General features: G+C 69.3%; 16 protein-coding genes and 1 pseudogene. 5 read left to right on the forward strand and 12 right to left on the reverse strand.

What is annotated here, in order from left to right:
- Positions 1-164: 164 nt before the first annotated feature.
- Together WBG99_RS08425 and WBG99_RS08430 are read left to right on the forward strand one after the other, a co-directional pair.
- Positions 165-1,397 carry a hypothetical protein gene (locus WBG99_RS08425; protein WP_338895735.1) on the forward strand — a complete coding sequence of 411 codons (1,233 nt, stop codon included), beginning with the start codon at positions 165-167 and terminating at the stop codon, positions 1,395-1,397.
- A 130-nt stretch (positions 1,398-1,527) separates the two neighbouring features.
- Positions 1,528-1,725 (forward strand): annotated as a pseudogene (locus WBG99_RS08430) (hypothetical protein); the annotation flags it as partial.
- A gap of 193 nt (positions 1,726-1,918) precedes the next feature.
- Here WBG99_RS08430 and ltrA read toward each other — a convergent pair.
- From ltrA to miaA, 9 genes are all read right to left on the reverse strand, one after another.
- A complete protein-coding gene (ltrA, locus tag WBG99_RS08435; protein ID WP_338895736.1) occupies positions 1,919-3,175 on the reverse strand; it encodes a group II intron reverse transcriptase/maturase in 1,257 nt (418 codons plus the stop codon).
- A 532-nt stretch (positions 3,176-3,707) separates the two neighbouring features.
- A complete protein-coding gene (locus WBG99_RS08440) occupies positions 3,708-4,493 on the reverse strand; it encodes a reverse transcriptase domain-containing protein (protein WP_338895738.1) in 786 nt (261 codons plus the stop codon).
- Positions 4,463-4,972, reverse strand: coding sequence for a reverse transcriptase domain-containing protein (locus tag WBG99_RS08445; RefSeq protein ID WP_338895739.1), 510 nt, complete (start codon positions 4,970-4,972; stop codon positions 4,463-4,465). Before WBG99_RS08445 ends, WBG99_RS08440 begins: the two co-directional genes overlap by 31 nt.
- An 867-nt stretch (positions 4,973-5,839) precedes the next feature.
- On the reverse strand, positions 5,840-7,336 hold the full coding sequence (gene hflX / locus WBG99_RS08450; RefSeq protein ID WP_338895740.1) for a GTPase HflX: 1,497 nt from the start codon (positions 7,334-7,336) through the stop codon (positions 5,840-5,842).
- A 252-nt stretch (positions 7,337-7,588) separates the two neighbouring features.
- A complete protein-coding gene (locus WBG99_RS08455; protein ID WP_338895741.1) occupies positions 7,589-9,070 on the reverse strand; it encodes a M1 family metallopeptidase in 1,482 nt (493 codons plus the stop codon).
- Positions 9,071-9,196: 126 nt separating this feature from the next.
- The gene (locus WBG99_RS08460) at positions 9,197-11,362 is read right to left on the reverse strand and encodes an HD domain-containing protein (RefSeq protein ID WP_338895742.1); all 2,166 of its coding nucleotides are present in this window, start codon (positions 11,360-11,362) and stop codon (positions 9,197-9,199) included.
- 296 nt (positions 11,363-11,658) lie between these two features.
- On the reverse strand, positions 11,659-12,528 hold the full coding sequence (gene dapF / locus WBG99_RS08465) for a diaminopimelate epimerase (protein WP_338895743.1): 870 nt from the start codon (positions 12,526-12,528) through the stop codon (positions 11,659-11,661).
- 46 nt (positions 12,529-12,574) lie between these two features.
- Complete coding sequence (locus WBG99_RS08470) at positions 12,575-13,105, reverse strand: hypothetical protein (RefSeq protein ID WP_338895744.1); 531 nt, start codon at positions 13,103-13,105, stop codon at positions 12,575-12,577.
- Between the two features lie 102 nt (positions 13,106-13,207).
- Positions 13,208-14,146, reverse strand: coding sequence for a tRNA (adenosine(37)-N6)-dimethylallyltransferase MiaA (gene miaA, locus WBG99_RS08475; protein ID WP_338895745.1), 939 nt, complete (start codon positions 14,144-14,146; stop codon positions 13,208-13,210).
- A gap of 211 nt (positions 14,147-14,357) precedes the next feature.
- Between miaA and WBG99_RS08480 the strand changes: the two genes are divergently transcribed.
- Complete coding sequence (locus tag WBG99_RS08480) at positions 14,358-14,609, forward strand: hypothetical protein (protein WP_338895746.1); 252 nt, start codon at positions 14,358-14,360, stop codon at positions 14,607-14,609.
- Between the two features lie 24 nt (positions 14,610-14,633).
- Positions 14,634-14,963, forward strand: a complete 330-nt coding sequence (locus tag WBG99_RS08485) for an antitoxin (RefSeq protein WP_338895747.1) — start codon at positions 14,634-14,636, stop codon at positions 14,961-14,963.
- Between the two features lie 79 nt (positions 14,964-15,042).
- Here the strand turns inward: WBG99_RS08485 and WBG99_RS08490 are convergent, their stop codons facing one another.
- The 3 genes from WBG99_RS08490 to WBG99_RS08500 all read right to left on the reverse strand — a co-directional run bounded on the left by WBG99_RS08490 (position 15,043) and on the right by WBG99_RS08500 (position 18,451).
- The gene (locus WBG99_RS08490) at positions 15,043-15,759 is read right to left on the reverse strand and encodes a class III extradiol dioxygenase subunit B-like domain-containing protein (protein ID WP_338895748.1); all 717 of its coding nucleotides are present in this window, start codon (positions 15,757-15,759) and stop codon (positions 15,043-15,045) included.
- Positions 15,760-15,904: 145 nt separating this feature from the next.
- Positions 15,905-17,437, reverse strand: coding sequence for a tRNA (N6-isopentenyl adenosine(37)-C2)-methylthiotransferase MiaB (gene miaB / locus WBG99_RS08495; RefSeq protein WP_338895749.1), 1,533 nt, complete (start codon positions 17,435-17,437; stop codon positions 15,905-15,907).
- A 618-nt stretch (positions 17,438-18,055) separates the two neighbouring features.
- The gene (locus tag WBG99_RS08500; protein ID WP_338895750.1) at positions 18,056-18,451 is read right to left on the reverse strand and encodes a MazG nucleotide pyrophosphohydrolase domain-containing protein; all 396 of its coding nucleotides are present in this window, start codon (positions 18,449-18,451) and stop codon (positions 18,056-18,058) included.
- 195 nt (positions 18,452-18,646) lie between these two features.
- Here WBG99_RS08500 and WBG99_RS08505 point away from each other — a divergent pair, with 195 nt between their 5' ends.
- Positions 18,647-19,783 (forward strand): peptidoglycan recognition family protein, encoded by a 1,137-nt coding sequence (locus WBG99_RS08505; protein ID WP_338895751.1) that lies wholly within the window; start codon positions 18,647-18,649, stop codon positions 19,781-19,783.
- The last annotated feature ends 92 nt before the right edge of the window (positions 19,784-19,875 follow it).

Below are 19,875 nucleotides of genomic sequence, written 5' to 3' on the forward strand. Positions count from 1 at the left end.
ATAGTGTGTGGTGCCGTTCCGAAGGACGCGGCTCGGCGAATCCGTACCGAGCGGCACGTACGACCACTACGTACGTACAAGGAGGCGGTGGGCGCGCGGCGGAGCCGTGCGTGATCCGCTTCGGCAGCACAGAGTTCTCTTACGCCCCAGGGGGAGTTCAGACCATGCGACCACCCATACGACCGCTCTTCGCCGCTCGTCGTGGCAGGAGCGCGCGCCGTAGAACCTCCCCCGTTCTGGCTGCGGTCGGCCTCGCGACGGTTCTGTCGTTGACCGCCACCGCGTGCGGCTCGGGTGACACGACGGCGGACGCCGACGCGTCGGCGTCCGCGCAGGGCGGCGACAGCGCGGGCGACGGCAAGATCCGGATCCCGGACGACATCAAGGACAAGCTCAAGGAACACGGGATCGACCTCGACAAGTGGCGGGGCGGGGCCTGGAAGGAATGGGACAAGGACGACTGGCTGCGCGAAGCCGAGGACTACGTCAATCCGATCATCGAGGACCTGTGGGACCCGGACCGGATGCGGGACGCCGAGGAGCCGGAGAAGGAGGTCGACGAGAGCGACCTCACCGGTGACCGGGGGGTGACCGACCCGACGCCGCAGCCCGTCGACGCGGAGGTGGTGTCGGCGAAGTACCACGAGAACGTGCCCGAGGCGGGCAAGGTGTTCTTCGACGCGCCCGAGGGCACGATGGTCTGCTCGGCCACGGTGGTCCAGGACCCGGCCAACCCCGGCAAGTCCAACCTCGTGTGGACCGCCGGCCACTGTGTGCACGCAGGCAAGTCGGGCGGCTGGTACCGCAACATCGCCTTCGTGCCCTCGTACAACGACAGCGGTCTGTCGGCGTCGGAGCTGCAGACGGCCACGAAGGCGCAGGTCGCCCCGTACGGCGTCTGGTGGGGTGACTGGGCGCAGACCTCGGACCAGTGGATCGAGCAGGGCGGCCAGACGGGTGGTGACGGAGCGCCGTACGACTTCGCGGTGATCCATGTGACGCCGGAGGAGGGCAGCGGAGGCAGGTCGCTGGAAGAGATGGTCGGTTCGGCATTGCCGGTGGACTTCGACGCGCCCACCGTGCCACAGGTGGAGAGCATCACCGCGACCGGTTACCCGGCGGGGGCTCCGTATGACGGCGAGACGATGTACCAGTGCACGGACAAGCCGGGGCGGCTCTCGCTCGTCGAGGCCGACCCGACGATGTACCGCATCGGCTGCACCATGACCGGTGGTTCGTCCGGCGGCGGCTGGGTGGCGACCGGTTCGAACGGCGAGCCCGCGCTGGTGTCCAACACCTCCATCGGTCCGGTGAGCGCCGGCTGGCTGGCAGGTCCGCGGCTGGGCAAGGAGGCCGAGGGCGTGTACGGGGCGGTGAGCGACAAGTTCGCCCGGTGAGACCGGGCGGACGGTGACGACAGCGGACAGCGACGGTTCGGCGGCGACCGGTCAGGAGCCGCCGAGCCGGTCCGGGCGGGTGGCGCGTGGACATGCTTGCCGCGCGCTCTCCGCCAGGCCCCCAGCGCCCCTGCCGACGATGTACCGCATCGGGTGCACCATGACCGGTGGTCCGTCCGGCGGCGGTTGGTTCCGCATGGTCGGCACCGAGGCGCAGCTCGTCTCGAACACGTCGATCGGCCCGGCCGACAGCATCTGGCTCGCGGGACCGCAGTCGGGCGACGGGGCCAGGGAGCTGGCGATGAGTGTGTCGTACGGCGGTCAGTGAGCCGTTCACCCGGCCGACCTCCTCCGTCCGGCGCTCCAGCCGCGCAGATGGAGGCGAGAGCAGGCCTTGGGCGAGAGCGAGGTGGAGACCTCCCCGGTGACGAGATCGAGTAGCCGAGGGGGATCTCACCCCTCGGCTCTCACAGAACCGTGCGTAAAAGTCTCCCGTTACACGGCTCTTGTCGTTCTGATCTTCAGATCGTGCAGGCGTCGGTGGAGAGGCACCAGTGAGCGAACATCCGTGGGTACCGCTTGGCGATCTCCACCAGCTTCGCGTGGGCCCTCTTCGTGCCGTCGAGCCGCTTGTACTTCCGGCGGATCCAGCGCACCAGGTAGGCGTTGATGCGCATCAAGAAGGGCAACAACTCCCACGGCCGGAAACGGCCGTAGTAGTTGATCCAGCCCCGAACCGCAGGGTTGATCCTGCGGGCGAGGTCTACGAAGGAGATGTCGGTGCGGTAGTGCAGTTGCCAGGAACGCACCTCGCGACCGATCCGGGTCAGGGCCTGCCTGCTGACGGCCGGCTCGAACGACAGGAACCGTCTGCCGTGCCGAGTCCGGTTCTTCCTGGGCCGGAACGTGTACCCGAGGAACGTGAACGACGTGTGCTCGTAGGAGCCGCGTCGCTTGTCGTCCTTGCAGTAGACGATCCGGGTCTTGTCCGGGTGTAGCTGCAACCCGACTTCGACCAGCCTGTCCCTGAGCGCGGCCAGCACTTGGCGGGCCTGGCGCTCAGTGACGCAGTGCAGCACCGCGTCGTCCGCGTAGCGTTCGAACCAGATGGTCGGGAACTCCCGTGCCATCCAGGTGTCGAACGCGTAGTGCAGGAACAGGTTCGCCAGGACGGGAGACACCGGGGCCCCTTGCGGGGTCCCACGCTCCCGTTCCAGCAGGGAGCCGTCGGGCATGACGAGCGGGGCGGCAAGCCACCGTCGCACGTACAAGTTCACCCAACCGGCATCGGTGTGAGCCTCCACCGCCTTGAGCAGGTCCCAGGGCACACTGTCGAAGAACTTGGCGATGTCGAACTCCACCACCCAGTCCCGCTTCCAGTATCGCTCTCGGCACCTTTCCACCGAGTCCAAGGCAGACCGTCCGGGCCGGTATCCGTAGCTGTCCGGATGGAACGCAGGGTCCACCCGCCGCATCAGGTGCCGGGCCACAACGGTCTGGGCCACGCGGTCGGCGACAGCGGGAATGCCGAGCACTCTCGTGCCGCCTCCGTGTGGCTTGGGAATCTCCACCGCACGCACCGGAGGCGGGAAGTACGAGCCCGAGGACATCCGATTCCAGACCCTATAGAGGTTGTTCCTCAGGTCCTTCTCGAAGTCGTCGATGCTCTGCCCGTCCAAGCCGGGTGCGCCCTTATTGGCCTTGACTTCCTCCCAAGCCTCCTTGACTTCCCACTTCGAAATATCAAACGGCTTGATCTGAGACTTCAACTGGCCCATCGCACTCCTCCCGGGCTGCCGCCCGGTTGATGTGGTCAACTCAGTCACGAACGACCCGGCCCCTTCGCTCCACCCCCATTACAGAGGCTTCATCACTACTACGGGCCGGTCTGCCAGCAGGCACCGCGTCGGCACTCGACCCCTTGCGGTGTCCGCCGCTTGGGGCACTCCCTCTCCCCCGACGAACGTCGGGGCGTATCAGTGCCTGCCTTTCCCTGTTCCATGCGAGAGCCGCAGACCGGACTCACGTCGCCTCCATGCCGGACACCACCTGGCCAATAGACGGGCACCCGCCAGGCTCATCCCGGAGCTCTTGACACACCCCGGTTTCGGTGTCGTCTGGTTTCTTTACGACACGTCAGCAGCGATTCACTTGCGTTCGTCTTTCCGGTCCCCACCTGACGCCTCTTACGACGCCTTTTCCTCATCGCTCACCACGACAGTCTGCCGAGTAGCCGGGGGGCTTCTCACCCCCCGGCTCCCACAGATCCGTGCTTGATGGTCTCCCATCACACGGCTCTTGCCACCCTGATCACCAGGCCACGGATGCCACTGTGGTCCATCTCCAGTGCGCAAACATGCGGGGGTATCGGTCAGCGATCTCCCACATCTTCCGGAGAGCTTTCCGCAGCGCCGCGAGCTTCTTGTACTTCTGGCGGATCCACCGCACCAAGTAGGCATTGATGCGCATGAGGAGGGGCGTCAACGCCGACCGGTAGAACCGGCCGTAGTAGTTCATCCAGCCGCGCACGACCGGGTTGATCCGCCGTGCGAGTTCTACGAAGGAGAGGTCGGACCGGATATGAAGCCGCCAGCTGCGGACCTCAGCGCTGATCCTCTTCAGAGCTTCCTTGCTGATCGCCGGCTCGAATGACGTGGAACGCCGTCCGTGCTTGTTCCGGCTTTCGCGTGCGCGAAACGTGTACCCGAGGTAGGTGAACTCCGTCTGCCCAAAGGGCCGTCGGCGCTTACCGTCCCAGCAGTACACGATCTTGGTCTTGTCAGGATGCAGTCGCAGCCCGACCTCCTCCATCCTGTCCATCAGCGAGGCCAGCACATCGCGGGCCTGACGCTCCGACACGCAGTGCACAACCGCGTCGTCGGCATAGCGCTCGAACGTGATGCCCGGCCACGTACGGGCCAGCCACGTATCGAACGCGTAGTGCATGAACAGGTTCGCCAGCACGGGTGACACCGCTGAGCCCTGTGGGGTTCCTCGGTCTCGTACCTGCAAGGTGCCGTCGGGCAGTTGAAGCGGGGCTTGAAGCCATCGCTCCACATACAGAATCACCCAACGGGCATCGGTGTGCGCTTCCACGGCTTTGACGTGAGGTCCCACCGGACGCTGTCGAAGAACTTCTGGACATCGAGATCGATCACCCAGCCCCTCTTCCAACAGCGCTGACGGCAGCGTTCCACCGCATCGAGTGCCGACCGCCCAGGCCGGTAGCCGTAGGAATCTTCATGGAATACGGGATCGACCCGTTCCATGAGATGCCTCGCCACCACGGTCTGGGCGATTCTGTCGGCCACCGTGGGCACGCCCAAGATCCTCACGCCGCCCTCCGGCGACGACTTGGGGATCTCCACCGCACGCACCGGCGGAGGAAAGTACGTCCCTGAGGACATGCTGTTCCAGATCTTATAAAGGTTGCCCTTCAGATCCTTCTCGAAGTCCTCGATGGACCTACTGTCCACACCGGGTGCACCTCTATTCGCCTTAACTCCTTCGTACGCCTCCCAGACTTCCCGCTTCGAAATATCAAACGACTTCCCCGATGACTTCAACGCGTCCATGTAGTTCCTCCCGGGGAAAACCCCGGTTGTCTAGACAAACAACGTCACGAATGACCCGGCCCCTTCGCTCCGCTCCCATTACAGGAGCTTCATCACTACTACGAGCCGGTCCGCCAGCGTGCCCCGCATCGGTACTCGATCCCTTGCGGTGTCTGCCGCTTGGGAAACCTTCTCTCGCCCGCCATACGACGGGGCGGTATCGAGGCGCGCCTTCTCCTGTTCCATGCGAGAGCGGCAGACCGGGCTCACGTCGTCTACACGCCGGACACCACCTGGCCAGTAAGCGGATAGCCGCCAGGCTCATCCCGGAGTTAGCTAAAGACCCCGGTTTCGATGTCATCTGTCTGCTTAACGACGCTTCAGCAACGATTCGCTTGCGCTCGTCTTCCCGATCCCCACCTGACGTCTCTTACGACGCCTTTTCCTCAATCGCTCACCACGGCAGTCATTAGCCAGCGCAGCATGAGGCGGTTTGAAGTCTCTCTCCGCAGAGCGGCTCGAAGGGCCATACCTTCATCTCTCGCACAGCATCGATCCCGGAAACCGTCCTACAACCAGCTCCCTTTCACGTTCAGGACACAATCAGCTAACGCAGCATGAGGCGGTTTGAAGCCTCCCCCGCAGAGCGGCTTCGAAGGGCCATACCTTCATCTCTCGCACAGCATCACTTCCAGAAACTGCTCCTACAAACAACTTCCTTCCATGTTCAGGACACACGTCAAGGAGAAGGCCGCGTAGCGCGGGGGCGGGCGGGGGCTGTGCGGGCACAGCGGCCGGTGTCCCGCACCGACCGAAGGCCCGCCCCTCGGGCATCGGCGGAGGGGCGGGCCTTCGGGAGGTACGAGACACCACTCGGTGCCTGTGCGGTCAGGACGTCGCCGCAGGGACGTACGGTGCCAGGTCCGCCGCCAGCTCCTCGTGCACCCGGGCCTTGAGCACCGTGCCCTCCGGGGTGTGTTCCTCGGAGATCACCTCACCCTCGGTGTGGGCGCGGGCGACGAGCTTGCCGTGGGTGTACGGCACGAGCGCCTCGATCTCGACCGAGGGGCGCGGCAGCTCGCTGTCGATCAGGGCGAGCAGTTCCTCGATGCCCTGGCCGGAGCGGGCCGAGACCGCGATGGAGCGCTTCTCGATCCGCAGCAGCCGCTGGAGCGTCAGCGGGTCGGCCGCGTCCGCCTTGTTGATCACCACGATCTCGGGCACGTTGGTCGCGCCCACGTCACGGATGACCTCGCGCACGGCGGCCAGTTGCTCCTCCGGCGCGGGGTGCGAACCGTCGACCACGTGCAGGATCAGGTCGGAGTCGCCCACCTCCTCCATCGTGGAGCGGAACGCCTCGACGAGGTGGTGCGGCAGGTGGCGTACGAAGCCGACGGTGTCCGCCAGCGTGTACAACCGCCCGCTCGGGGTCTCGGCCCGGCGCACGGTCGGGTCGAGGGTCGCGAACAGCGCGTTCTCAACGAGGACCCCCGCGCCCGTGAGACGGTTGAGCAGCGAGGACTTGCCGGCGTTGGTGTAACCGGCGATGGCGACCGAAGGCACCTTGTTCCTGCGGCGCTCCTGGCGCTTGATCTCGCGGCCGGTCTTCATCTCCGCGATCTCCCGGCGCATCTTCGCCATCTTCTCGCGGATCCGACGCCGGTCCGTCTCGATCTTGGTCTCACCGGGGCCGCGGGTGGCGAGGCCGCCGCCCTTGCCGCCGCCCATCTGCCGGGACAGTGACTGACCCCAGCCGCGCAGCCGCGGCAGCATGTACTGCATCTGCGCGAGCGCGACCTGTGCCTTGCCCTCTCGGGACTTGGCGTGCTGGGCGAAGATGTCGAGGATCAGCGCCGTACGGTCGATGACCTTGACCTTGACGACGTCTTCGAGGTGGATGAGCTGGCCCGGGCTCAGCTCACCGTCGCAGATGACGGTGTCCGCGCCCGATTCGAGGACCATGTCCCGCAGCTCGACGGCCTTGCCGGAGCCGATGTAGGTGGCCGCGTCCGGCTTGTCGCGGCGCTGGATCACACCGTCGAGCACGAGCGCCCCCGCGGTCTCCGCGAGGGCGGCCAGCTCGGCGAGCGAGTTCTCCGCGTCGCCCACGGTTCCCGAGGTCCAGACACCGACGAGTACGACGCGTTCCAGGCGGAGCTGGCGGTACTCGACCTCGGTGACGTCCTCGAGTTCGGTGGAGAGGCCCGCGACGCGGCGCAGGGCCGCCCGGTCGGAGCGGTCGAACTGGTCGCCGTCACGCTCTCCGTCGATCTCGAAGCTCCAGGCGACGTCCTCTTCCATCAGGGCATCGGCCCGAAAACCTTCGGGGTTGTTCTGCGCGAAGGCGCGCTGCGCGGCCTGGGAAGGGGAAGAAGAGGAGGTCATTGGGTCCTTACGTTGATAGGGATACCGAAGGGGTGACGGATCGCGACCCGTCTCTGGCGACAACGCCCGGGACAGCCGGGAGATTCCCGGGCCCTCCCCGGCCGACTCTGAGCCCGCCCCTAGGGGATCGGGCCCGTCCACCGGTTGCGAAGTGAGCCGCGCCACCGTCTCGAAGATGGTCGCACGGCACGCCCCGTCTCGTCACCGGTTTAATTCCCGTCCCCACCGGCGCCACACCCGGGTGGATTCCGGCTACCGCTTCGCAGACGCCTCCACCGGGGCCGACTTCCAGTCCGGGTGCCCCGGCATCGGCGGTGTCTTCACCTCGTACAGCCAGGCGTGGAAGAACCCGCCGAGATCGCGTCCGGCGATCCGGGAGGCGAGTTCCTGGAAGTCGGCGGTCGAGGCTACGCCGTCGCGGTGGATGTGCACCCAGGCGCGTTGCAGTCGCGCGAAGGCGGGGCCGCCGATCTCCTCGCGCAGCGCGTAGAGGACGAGCGCGGCGCCGTCGTAGACGTTCGCCCGGAAGATGCCGATCTTCCGGCCGTCCTCGGGCTTCTTCGGTGTCCCCGGCGGCCCTCCGGCGGCGCGCCAGCGGTCGGAGGCTCCGTAGGCGGCCTTCATGCGTGCCTCCAGGGGCCGGCCGGCGGTCTCCTCCGCGTAGAGGGCCTCGTACCAGGTGGCGTGTCCTTCGTTCAGCCACAGGTCGGACCAGGTGCGGGGGCTGACGCTGTTGCCGAACCACTGGTGGGCCAGCTCATGGACCATGATCGACTCGACGTACCACGTGGGGTACTCGGGCCGGACGAACAGGTCTCTCTCGAAGAGGGAGAGGGTCTGCGTCTCCAGCTCGAAGCCGGTCCGCGCTTCGGCGATCAGCAAGCCGTACGTCTCGAAGGGGTACCGGCCGACCTTCTCTTCCATCCACTCGATCTGGGCGGGGGTCTTCTTGAGCCATGGTTCGAGCTTGTCGCGGTCCTTCGCCGGGACCACGTCGCGGACGGGCAGGCCGTTCGGGCCGGCGCGGTGCAGGACGGCGGAGCGGCCGATGGAGATCTGGGCCAGCTCGGTGGCCATGGGGTGCTCGGAACGGTACGTCCAGGTGGTGGCCCCGGGGGCGCGGTCCGTCCCGGTGGCGAGACCGTTGGAGACGGCCGTGTAACCGTCGGGCACGGTGACGCGGACGGTGAACATCGCCTTGTCGGAGGGGTGGTCGTTGCAGGGGAAGACCAGGTGCGCCGCGTCCGCCTGGTTGGCCATCGCGAGCCCGTCGGCGGTCTGCAGCCAGCCGCCCTCCCTGTCGCCGGTGTACACGGGGTCGCTGGTGTGCCGCACGGTGACGCGCGTCCGGCTGCCCTCGGGGAGCGGCGTCCGGGGTGTGATCACCAGGTCCTCGCCCGCCTTCGTGAAGGCGGCGGGCTCCCCGTCGACCTCGACGGAACGCACCTTCCCGTGCGTGAAGTCGAGGTTGAGGCGTTCCAGACGGGAGGTCGTGCGCGCGTCGATCGTGGTGACGGCCGTGAGCGGCTCGCGGTTGCCGCCGGAATAGGTGAAGGCGAGGTCGTACGACCCGACGTCGTACCCCGGGTTGCCGAGGTGCGGGAAGAGCCGGTCGCCGACACCGAGCGGTACGGCGGGTGAGGGGACGCTCGCGGCGATCAGGCAGACGGAGACGGCGCAGGCGAGCAGCGCCGCCTGGACGCGGCGGCTCCTGGGGCGTGGGGTGAGCGGCATGGACCACCGTTACCAGCGCGCTTGCGCTCCGCGGTGACGGCGCGCAGCGGCCCCACCCGAACGAGCGGGCCGCCGTCCGCCGAGCCGTCTCCGCCCGCCGAGTCCGGTCCGCGGCCGGCCTCCGGGTCACTGCGCGGTCGCCGCCTGGTGCTGGGCCCGCCCCACGTCGTACACACCCGGCACGTTCCGCATGGCCCGCATGAGGACCGGGAGGTGGGCCGCGTCCGGGAGTTGCAGCGTGTAGGTGTGCCGGACGCGCTGCTGGGTCGGCGGTTCGACGGTGGCGGAGACGATGGCGACGCCCTCCTGGGCGATGGCCTCGGTGAGGTCGGCGAGGAGGTGGGGCCGCTGGAAGGATTCGGCGACCAGCGTGACCCGGAACTCGGTGGTGCTCCCCCAGCTCACATCGATCTCCGGGCGCCCGAGGCCGTTCATTCGCTGCACGGCGGCGCATTCGACGCGGTGCACGGTCACCACTCTCCCGCGGACGGCGAACCCGGTGACCTCGTCGGGCGGTACGGGTGTACAGCAGCCGGCGAGCCGTACGTTCGCCTCGGGCCGGCCGACGACGACCACGGCGTTCGCCGCGCCGGAGGTGACGGCGGGTTCGTCGAGGGCGGGGCGGAGCGCCGGTGTCCTGTCCTTGCGGTCTCCGTCGCGCTCCTCGGGCCCGTCGGCGGCTGGCGAGGGGTGGGTCGCGAGCCGGCGCTGGATGGCGATGCGCGCGGCCGGCGTGTGGGCGTGCTCCAGCCACTCCCTGGAGGGCTCGGAGGCCGGGTCCTGGCCCATGAGGAGCTGAACGGTGTCGCCGTCCTTCAGGACCGTGCTGAGCGTCGCCAGGCGGCCGTTGACGCGGGCGCCGATGCAGGCGTGTGCGTCCTCGCCGTACTGCGCGTACGCGGCGTCCACGCAACTGGCGCCCTCGGGCAGCCCCAACGTGCCGCCGTCGGGCCGGAAGACGGTGATCTCGCGGTCCTGGGCGAGGTCCTCGCGCAGGGTCGACCAGAACATGTCCGCGTCCGGTGCCGCCTCCTGCCAGTCGAGGAGCCGGGAGAGCCAGCCGGGGCGGGTGGGGTCGATGCGCTCGCCCTCACCGTCGGGCCGCCGACCCTCGGCCTGCTCCTCCGCGGGAGGAGCGTAGGGATTGCCCAGTGCGACGACCCCGGCCTCGGCGACCTTGTGCATCTGGTGGGTGCGGATGAGGACTTCGGCGACCTGGCCGTCGCCGCGGGCGACGGCCGTGTGCAGCGACTGGTACAGGTTGAACTTCGGTACGGCGATGAAGTCCTTGAACTCAGAGACCACGGGGGTGAGGCAGGTGTGCAGTTCGCCGAGGACCGCGTAGCAGTCGGCGTCCTCGTTGACGAGGACGAGGAGCCGTCCGAAGTCGGAGCCGCGCAGTTGTCCGCGCTTCCGCGAGACCCGGTGCAGGGAGACGAAGTGGCGCGGCCTTATGAGCACTTCGGCCTGGATGCCGGCCTCCCGCAGGACTGCGCGCACCTCTTCGGAGATCTCGGCGAGCGGGTCGTTGTCCTGTGCGGCGTTGTCGGCGATGAGCCGGCGTGTGTGCGTGTACTCCTCGGGGTGGAGGATCGCGAAGACCAGGTCCTCCAGCTCGGTCTTGAGGGCCTGGACGCCGAGCCGTTCGGCGAGCGGGATCAGCACGTCCCGGGTGACGTTGGCGATGCGTTCCTGCTTCTCCCGGCGCATCACGCCGAGGGTGCGCATGTTGTGCAGCCGGTCGGCGAGTTTGATCGACATCACGCGGACGTCGTTGCCGGTCGCGACGAGCATCTTGCGGAAGGTCTCGGGCTCGGCGGCGGCTCCGTAGTCGACCTTCTCCAACTTGGTGACGCCGTCGACGAGATAGCGCACCTCCTCGCCGAACTGCTCGCGCACCTGGTCGAGCGTCACGTCCGTGTCCTCGACGGTGTCGTGGAGCAGGGAGGCCGTCAAGGTCGTTGTCTCCGCGCCGAGTTCGGCGAGGATCAGGGTCACGGCGAGCGGGTGTGTGATGTACGGTTCGCCGCTCTTGCGCATCTGACCGCGGTGCGAGGACTCGGCGAGGACGTACGCCCGGCGCAACGGCTCCAGGTCGGCGTCGGGATGGTGGGCGCGGTGCGCCTCGGCGACATGGCCGATCGCGTCGGGCAACCGGTCGCGGGTCGTCGGGCCCAGCAGTGCGGCGCGGCCCAGACGGCGCAGGTCGATACGAGGTCGGCCCTTCCTGCGGTGCGCTGTGGGCGGCGCAGGGGCGGGCGATACGGCGGGGTTCGTGGCCTCCGCGCTCATGGGCACCTCCGGCTGCGTGGACCGGCGGACGGGTGCCCCATGGCGTCGGCGGCTCAGGGGACCGTGTCGTTCCCCCGTCCGTGCCGGTGCTTGATGCTACCGAGCCCACCACGCCCGTCCGACCGCCTCTCGCCGAGCGTGAAACGGATCACCCATTCGAGCGAAGGCTCCGGCGTTTACGGTTTCGAGCCACCCACTCGGGGCGCACCAGGGATTCGCGCGTCCGAACGCCCGGTGAGCTTGGAAGCAGGGCACGTCCGCGCTCCGGACGGCACCATGCCACACCCCGCCTCATCTCAACGTGCAGCGATTTCCAGCCACTTGGCGTCGATCTCGCCCTCGGCCACGATCACCGCGGGGCCGGTCATCTCGATCTCGCCGTCCGGCCGTTCGGCGATCACGAGGGTGCCGCCGGGCACATCGACGGCGTACGTCGCCGGGGCGCCCGTCACGGCCGGGTCGGCGCCGTCCCGGCGGGCGGCGGCCACGGCGACGGCGCATGCGCCCGTGCCGCAGGAGCGGGTCTCGCCGGAGCCGCGTTCATGGACGCGCATCGCGACGTGCCGGGGGCCCCGGACGACGACGAACTCGACGTTGACCCCGTCCGGGTACGCGGAGGCGGGGCTGAAGAGCGGCGCCGCGTACAGGGTCCCGGCGTCGTCGAGATCGTCCACGAAGGCGACCGCGTGCGGGTTGCCCATGTTCACGTTCCGCGCGGGCCAGCTGCGCTCCCCCACGCTCACCGTGACATCCCCTTCGGAGAACCGCGCGCTGCCCATGCCGACCGTGACGTCACCGTCCTTGTCGATGTGGACGCTCTTCACGCCCGCACGCGTGGCAATGGCGACATCACCCCCGCTGACATGTCCGGCGTGCTGGAGATAGCGGGCGAACACCCGGACGCCGTTGCCGCACATCTCGGCGATCGACCCGTCGCCGTTGCGGTAGTCCATGAACCACTCCGCCTCGGCCGCCATCTCCTCGGCCTCGGGGTGCGCGGCGGACCGTACGACGTGCAGGACGCCGTCGGCCCCGATGCCCGCGCGCCGGTCGCACAGGGCGGCGACGGCGGCCGGGGAGAGGTCGATGACGTTCTCGGGGTCGGGGAGGATCACGAAGTCGTTCTCGGTCCCGTGACCCTTGAGGAAGGCGATCCGCGTGCTCATTCCTCGATCGTACGGGCTGGGTACGACAGCATGTCCGGACCGGGCCTCAGCGCAGCCGGGCCACCCGCCACACGGCCAGGAAGGCCACCGCGGCGAGCACCAGGGCGTACGCCAGCACGAGCCGCCAGTCCGGACGGCGGCCGGAGCCGCGCTGGGGCAGGCCGGGCCATGTGTGACCCACGCGGCGGGCTGCCATCATGCCCCAGCCGGCCGCGGTGGAGCAGATCAGCAGACCGAGCATGGCGACCACGGCGCCACCGTCCCCGAACTCGAAGGCGAGCGGGAAGGCGAACATCAGGGAGCCGACGGCGGCGAGGCCCACGATGGGCGCGAGCTGCCACAGCCGCAGCCTGCGCTGCGGGCGCAGCTCGACCTCGACCTCCGGCCCGGACATCTCGTCCGGTTCCGGTCCGTCGTCACTCACACCGCCGGAAGGCTGGTCCTCGGGACCGTCGGGGCTCAGCGGGTCACCGTCGGAATCCAGTGCGTACCCCTCGGTAACCAGCTGTTCCGTGTCCTCCGCGGTGTCGTGCTCCGCGCCTTGTGCGGTGTCGCGAGGGCCGGCCTCCATCGCCACGCGCCCTCCCAACTCGGACTCCACTTGGTCGATCGAAGCTCGATGATGGCACGCCCCCGGAGGCCGGGATGGCCGCCGGGGCGACCCGATGCAATGACGTGATCAGGCTGTGACCGGTCGTTCGATCAACGTCAGGGCGAGCCGCGGGAGTTCCGTCAGGTCGGCGAGCCCTCCCTTGAACCAATGCACCCGCGGGTCGCGTCTGAACCATGAATCCTGACGGCGCGCGAAGCGCTTGGTGGCACGGACCGTCTCGGCACGCGCCTCGTCCATGGTGCACTGCCCGGCGAGCGCGGCGAGGACCTGCTGGTAGCCGAGCGCACGCGACGCCGTACGCCCCTCGCGCAATCCCTGCGCCGTAAGCGAGCGCACTTCGTCGACGAGTCCGGCGTCCCACATGCGGTCGACACGGCGGGTGATGCGCTCGTCGAGTTCGGGGCGTGCCACGTCGACGCCGATCTGGACGGTGTCGTAGACCGAGTCATGGCCCGGCAGGTTCGCCGTGAACGGCTTCCCGGTGATCTCGATCACTTCGAGGGCGCGGACGACACGGCGGCCGTTGCTGGGCAGGATGGCGTGCGCGGCCTCGGGGTCGGCGGCGGCGAGCCGGGCATGGAGCGCTCCGGAGCCGCGCAGCGTCAGCTCCTCCTCCAGGCGGGCGCGAACGTCGGGGTCGGTGCCGGGGAACTCCAGGTTGTCGACGGCTCCGCGAACGTACAGTCCTGAGCCGCCCACCAGGATCGGCCAGCGACCCTCGGCGAGCAGGGCGTCGATGCGCGCACGGGCGAGCCGCTGGTACTCGGCGACGCTGGCGGTGGCCGTGACGTCCCAGATGTCCAGGAGATGGTGCGGGACTCCGTCGCGCTCGCAGGGGGTCAGCTTGGCGGTGCCGATGTCCATCCCCCGGTAGAGCTGCATGGAATCGGCGTTGACGACCTCGCCGCCGAGGCACTGGGCCAGAAAGACACCCAGATCGGACTTTCCGGCCGCGGTCGGTCCGACGACGGCGATGACCCGCGGAGGGGGAACTGCGCTACTCACCGCCCCAGTCTCGCAAATGCCGAAGCCTCTTCTCGAACGAGCTCCGTGACGCGAGGGGGCCCAGGTCGTTGCGTGTTGCGAGTCCGAAGCGCCGGTTTCGAGTACCGGCGGCCCGGGTGACGCAATGGGACGCTCCGGGAGAGCGCGGGAATTAGACCGCATGATTAGCATTGAGGTTGATATGGGCGTTTTTTCACTGTTTCGTCGCAAGGTGAAGGCCGCGGAAGAGGCCACCGTGACGGCATCCGCGCCGACCGCCGAGACCGAGACGGAGGAGTCGGAGGAAGCGAAGGGATCGACTGAAGCTGCCCAGTCCGAGACCGAGACCAAGGCCGCGACGGAGGACAAGTCGCCGGAGCCCTCGGTGGAGGGCGCCGACGAGGCGGACGACGTGGAGATCCCCAAGCAGCAGACCGCCGACCAGGCCGCCGACAACGAGGCCAGTGAGGGCGCCCGCAAGTAACTGACCCGCGCGGGAAGGTGAACCATGGGTCTGCTGGATAATGTGAAATCCAAACTCTCCCCGGCCAAGGACAAGGTCTCGCACCTCGCACAGAAGCACGAGGACAAGATCCAGCACGGTCTCGACAAGGCCGCGCACACGGTCGACAGGAAGACCAAGGGCAAGTACAGCGACAGGATCCAGTCGGGCACGGGCAAGGCGAGGCACGCCATGGACCGACTCGCGCACAAGGGCGAGGACGGCGGCCACACACCCCCGCCTCCGGGCGGCGGCCACACACCCCCGTCTCCGGGCGGCGGCCACACACCCCCGTCTCCGGGCGGCGGCACCACGCCGCCGCCTCCGGCTTCCTGAACACCTGCACATCGGCGGACGGCCGCGGAGGCACAACGGGCTCCCGGCCGTCCGCCGTGTCCGTGTCCTGGGACGTCTTCTACGACCAGGCCGCCACGACGTAGCCCACGCCGTACGGCGCCTCGTCGTACAGGAGCCTCCCGTCCAGGCCGGCGTCCTCGGCGGCGCCGGCCAGGACCTGCCAGGGGGTGCGGCCGGAGGCCTTCAGCTCGCCTGCGAGCCCGGTGTCCAGCGCCTTCAGGGCCGCGACGTCCGCGGTGGCGAGGGCACACACGATCTCCGCGTCGAAGTCGGCCGCGCGGTCGTCCAGGTACCCCGGGGCCTTCACCGTCCGGCATGCGCTGGCGTCGCCCATCACCAGCAGGGCCAGCCGCTCGGCCGCCCCGGCGATGTCCCGTCCGACATGGATACACCGCTCGAGGGCGAGTGGTTCCGCCACGCCCAGCGCTTCCATGGGCACGTCGGCCCAGTCGCCATGGTCGAGGAGCCAGGCGGCGACGGCGAGGGAAGCGGGCAGCTCGGCCACCAGGTCCGCCGCGTCTGTCGTGCCGCCGCGTCCGAGGCGGACGTCGAGGTCCACGCCGAAGCCCCGGAACGAACCGCGCGAGCCCTCCGGGTACCGCCCGTCCTGCCCGGCGGGGCCCACGACCACCAGCCGGTCGGGCCGGGCGGCGGCGAGCACCCGGAGCGCGTCCGCACACGCTTCCCGTGCCGACTCCAGCTCGGGCGCGGCCCCCGCGGCGAGCTCGGGGACGAGCAGCGGAGGGCAGGGGCAGACGGCGGCGGCTACAAGCATGATCCGCAGGGTAGCTCTTGCCGCCACCGGTGACAGTCGCGCCCTTCACGGCGTGCGGGGAACCGCGCGAACAACCCCCACGCACCCGCGGCCCGCGAACCACGGCAGCGACCGAGCTGGACCCGGTATCCGGGCCGGAGTCCGGTCAGTGGCCGCCACAGCCGCCGGTCGCCGCCACCGGCAGCGGCTCCGGGACGCCGATCTTCGGCAGGCCGAGCAGGACGCCCGCCGGCTTGTCCGCCGGGGTCGCGTTGCGCTTCTCCCAGGCGTCGCCCGCGCGCGTGCGGACGACGTCGAGGACCGTGCCCTCCGCGAGGAGGTGGTGCGGGGCGGCGTAGGTGATCGCGACGGTCACGACGTCACCGGGGCGGACTTCCCGGTCGGGCTTGGTGAAGTGCACGAGGCGGTTGTCGGGGGCGCGGCCGGAGAGGCGGTGGGTGGCGCCGTCCTTGCGGCCCTCGCCCGCGGCGACCATGAGCTCCAGGGTGCGGCCGACCTGCTTCTTGTTCTCCTCCCAGGAGATCTCCTCCTGAAGGGCGACGAGCCGCTCGTAGCGCTTCTGGACGACCTCCTTGGGGATCTGGTTCTCCATGGTGGCCGCTGGCGTGCCGGGACGCTTGGAGTACTGGAAGGTGAACGCCTGTGTGAAGCGGGCCTCGCGCACCACGTGCATCGTCTGCTCGAAGTCCTCCTCGGTCTCGCCGGGGAAGCCCACGATGATGTCGGTGGTGATGGCCGCGTGCGGGATGGAGGCGCGGACCTTCTCGATGATCCCCAGGTAGCGCTCCTGACGGTACGAGCGGCGCATGGCCTTGAGGATCGTGTCCGATCCGGACTGGAGCGGCATGTGCAACTGCGGCATCACGTTCGGTGTCTCCGCCATGGCCGCGATCACGTCGTCGGTGAAGTCGCGGGGGTGCGGGGAGGTGAAGCGGACCCGCTCCAGACCGTCGATCTTCCCGCAGGCCCGCAGCAGCTTGCTGAACGCCTCGCGGTCGCCGATGTCGCTGCCGTACGCGTTCACGTTCTGGCCGAGCAGGGTGATCTCGGAGACGCCCTCGGCGACCAGGGCCTCGATCTCGGCGAGGATATCGCCGGTGCGGCGGTCCTTCTCCTTGCCGCGCAGGGCCGGGACGATGCAGAAGGTGCAGGTGTTGTTGCAGCCGACGGAGATGGAGACCCAGGCCGCGTAGGCGCTCTCGCGGCGGGTCGGCAGCGTGGAGGGGAAGGCCTCCAGGGACTCGGCGATCTCGACCTGGGCCTCGTCCCGGACGCGGGCGCGCTCCAGCAGGACGGGCAGCTTGCCGATGTTGTGCGTGCCGAAGACGACGTCCACCCAGGGCGCCTTCTTGACGATGGTGTCCCGGTCCTTCTGTGCCAGACAGCCGCCGACGGCGATCTGCATGCCCGGGCGGGCGGTCTTCATCGGGGCGAGCCGGCCAAGATTGCCGTAGAGGCGGTTGTCGGCGTTCTCGCGTACGGCGCAGGTGTTGAAGACGACGACATCGGCGTCGCCCTCACCGGCGCCCTCAGGCGCGCGCACATAGCCGGCCTCCTCCAGGAGACCGGACAGCCGCTCGGAGTCGTGGACGTTCATTTGACATCCATAAGTCCGGACTTCGTAACTCTTGGATCCTTGGACGTCCACTGCCGGGCTCCGGTCGCTGCTGCTGGTCATGGGTCTAGGGTAGGCGTTCCCGGAAGGAGCTCGGCCCGGCGTTCCCCCGGCACCCGCCCTGCCTCACGGGCTTCCTCACGGTGACGTCGAACTCGATCAGCTCGGGGGCGTTGTCGAAACTCCGCGCCGCGTTCCGGGTCGCCGACCAGCCGTTGCGTCCGGGCCCGGACGATGTGCCCCTTGTCGGTCACGGCGCAGGGCCCACTCAGTGGGGCGGCGCTCCGCACGTCGCCGAGCATGAGCGTCCTCAGCAGGCGCCGCGGGACGAGAGGTCCGGCCCGGCGGCCTCCGTCCTGTCATCGTCTCCGTCGGCAAGAAGGGGGATGAAGGCCATGAGAGGACATGGAGGCACCCCCCGGAAATCACTCCCTACCGTGGTGATCCCGACGCCGGTCGACCTGATCCCGCCGGCCTCGCTCAGGCCGTCGAGCCGGTCCAAGGCCCTGCGCGCGCGTGACCGCAACCGAGGGGCCGGCGCCTCACCCGGTCCCGGGTTCGGAGTGCTTCTCCGGGACGGCGACGCCGAGAACGACTGGACTCGCTGACTTCGAGCGCTGGTCGCGCCGGCGCAAGAGGGTCCGCATGAGGTCCTGCCCGTCCGGCGACCGGCCCGGTGCGTCAGCCGCTCCAGCCCTGCTGTCGCAGCACCGCCGACACGTCGGGCGCCCGGTAGTGGTCGCCCTTGAGTACCTTGCCGTCGGGCCGGCGGGCGACCCGGCCGTCGGGGCCCAGCTTGGTCATGTTGGAGCGGTGGATCTCGGCGATCACGGCGTCCAGGTCGATGCCGTGGACGAGAGCGGTGCCGTACGCCACGTACACGACGTCGGCCAGTTCGTGGGCCAGCCGGTCGAGCGGGCCGTAGACCGCCACCTCGGCGACCTCGGCGGCCTCCTCGGCCAGCAGTTCTCCGCGGTGGGCGGCCAGCTCGGGTGAGACCTCGGTGGGCGTGGTGCGGGCGTCGAGGTCGAGGGCCCGGTGGAACTCGCGGACCAAGCGGGCGGGAGAGGAGCTCATCCGCCGACCCTACCGACCCACCACCGGCACCTCGGCAGGCCCGTCCGTTCCTACGCCCCTGTCGTCCCAACTCCGTTCACTCCAAGGTCTTCTGATGCCGCATCAGTAGCAGGGGGGCGCTGCCGAAGGCTCTGACGCGACTCCGTACTCTCCTTTGAGTCTTCAAGTACCCCCCTGAACGATTGAGGACCGACAATGAGTGTTCCCCCCACCTCCCCCGCCCACCGGGCCAAGACCCGCGTGGCCCGTCGCAGCCTGATCGGCGCCGCCGGCGCGGTCGCGGCCGGTGCCGTGATCACGCCGACCGTGATGGCCACGACCAACGACTCCAAGACCGCGGACACCGGCTCGGAGGACGCCAAGGCCGGTACCACCACCGAGACCTTCCCGAAGACCCGCAGCGAGGCCGCCACCGGCGAGGCCGCCGTCGCTACGGCCTTTCCCATCGGCTACCTGGGGGTCCGCTGGGGCGGCACCGACGAGACCACCGGCGGCGCCGTCCGGCTGCGGGACACCGACGGCGGCCAGGGCGCCTGGCGGTCGCTCGGTGACGGCGGCTGCTCGGTGGCCAACGGCGGCTGCGTACTGCTCGTGGCCGACCAGGCCGCCGGCTACGAACTGAAGGCACCCGACGGGGCCACCGGACTGCGCTCCCTGGCGCTCGACACCCAGCACGGCCCCGGCCGGAAGGTCCCCGTGCCGTCCGACCCGACCCGCGTCCGCGGTGTCCGGTACCTCTCCCGGGCGGCCTGGGGCGCCGACGAGTCGCTACGGTTCAAAGCGGACGGCTCGGAGAACTCGCCGACCGCGTTCTACCCGTTCCAGACCATCACCGTGCACCACACGGCCATGGCCAACGACGACCCGGACCCGGCCGCCACCGTCCGTGCGATCTACCAGTTGCACGCCGTCACCAACGACTGGGGCGACATCGGCTACCACTTCCTCATCGACGAGGAGGGCCGCATCTACGAGGGCCGCTACTCCGGTGACGACGGCCTGCCCGCGCACGACGCCGAGGGCAAGGTGGTGACCGGCTTCCACGTCGGCGGCTTCAACTCCGGGAACCTCGGCATCGCACTGCTGGGCACCTTCACCGAGCGGGGCCCGAAGGAGGCGGCCCGCCAGGCCCTCACCCGGCTGGTGAAGGTGCTCGTGCGACACCACGGCGTCGACCCGCAGGCCCGCGTGACGTACACGAACCCGGTCAACGGCACGCAGAAGGAGGTCGCGGAGATCAGCGGTCACCGGGACTGGATGGCCACCGAGTGCCCGGGCGAGGTCATGTACCAGGAGCTGGACCGCCTCCGCACGGCCGTGGCCGGGCGCTGACCCCGGCTCCGTCTCGCGGCTGCCGGGCCCGTCGAGCGCGGGCCCGGCAGCGGGTGTGACCACCGCCGGGCGCGGTCCCGCCACGGAGGCCG

This window comes from Streptomyces sp. TG1A-60 (assembly GCF_037201975.1).
Lineage (GTDB): Bacteria > Actinomycetota > Actinomycetes > Streptomycetales > Streptomycetaceae > Streptomyces.

What these genes read in the sequence shown, in the direction of transcription:
- WBG99_RS08425 (WP_338895735.1), top strand. Translation starts at nt 165, where the DNA reads ATGCGACCACCCATACGACCGCTCTTCGCCGCTCGTCGTGGCAGGAGC.
- ltrA (WP_338895736.1), bottom strand. Translation starts at nt 3,175, where the DNA reads ATGGGCCAGTTGAAGTCTCAGATCAAGCCGTTTGATATTTCGAAGTGG.
- WBG99_RS08445 (WP_338895739.1), bottom strand. Translation starts at nt 4,972, where the DNA reads ATGGACGCGTTGAAGTCATCGGGGAAGTCGTTTGATATTTCGAAGCGG.
- hflX (WP_338895740.1), bottom strand. Translation starts at nt 7,336, where the DNA reads ATGACCTCCTCTTCTTCCCCTTCCCAGGCCGCGCAGCGCGCCTTCGCG.
- WBG99_RS08455 (WP_338895741.1), bottom strand. Translation starts at nt 9,070, where the DNA reads ATGCCGCTCACCCCACGCCCCAGGAGCCGCCGCGTCCAGGCGGCGCTG.
- WBG99_RS08460 (WP_338895742.1), bottom strand. Translation starts at nt 11,362, where the DNA reads ATGAGCGCGGAGGCCACGAACCCCGCCGTATCGCCCGCCCCTGCGCCG.
- dapF (WP_338895743.1), bottom strand. Translation starts at nt 12,528, where the DNA reads ATGAGCACGCGGATCGCCTTCCTCAAGGGTCACGGGACCGAGAACGAC.
- WBG99_RS08485 (WP_338895747.1), top strand. Translation starts at nt 14,634, where the DNA reads ATGGGTCTGCTGGATAATGTGAAATCCAAACTCTCCCCGGCCAAGGAC.
- WBG99_RS08490 (WP_338895748.1), bottom strand. Translation starts at nt 15,759, where the DNA reads ATGCTTGTAGCCGCCGCCGTCTGCCCCTGCCCTCCGCTGCTCGTCCCC.
- miaB (WP_338895749.1), bottom strand. Translation starts at nt 17,437, where the DNA reads ATGACCAGCAGCAGCGACCGGAGCCCGGCAGTGGACGTCCAAGGATCC.
- WBG99_RS08500 (WP_338895750.1), bottom strand. Translation starts at nt 18,451, where the DNA reads ATGAGCTCCTCTCCCGCCCGCTTGGTCCGCGAGTTCCACCGGGCCCTC.
- WBG99_RS08505 (WP_338895751.1), top strand. Translation starts at nt 18,647, where the DNA reads ATGAGTGTTCCCCCCACCTCCCCCGCCCACCGGGCCAAGACCCGCGTG.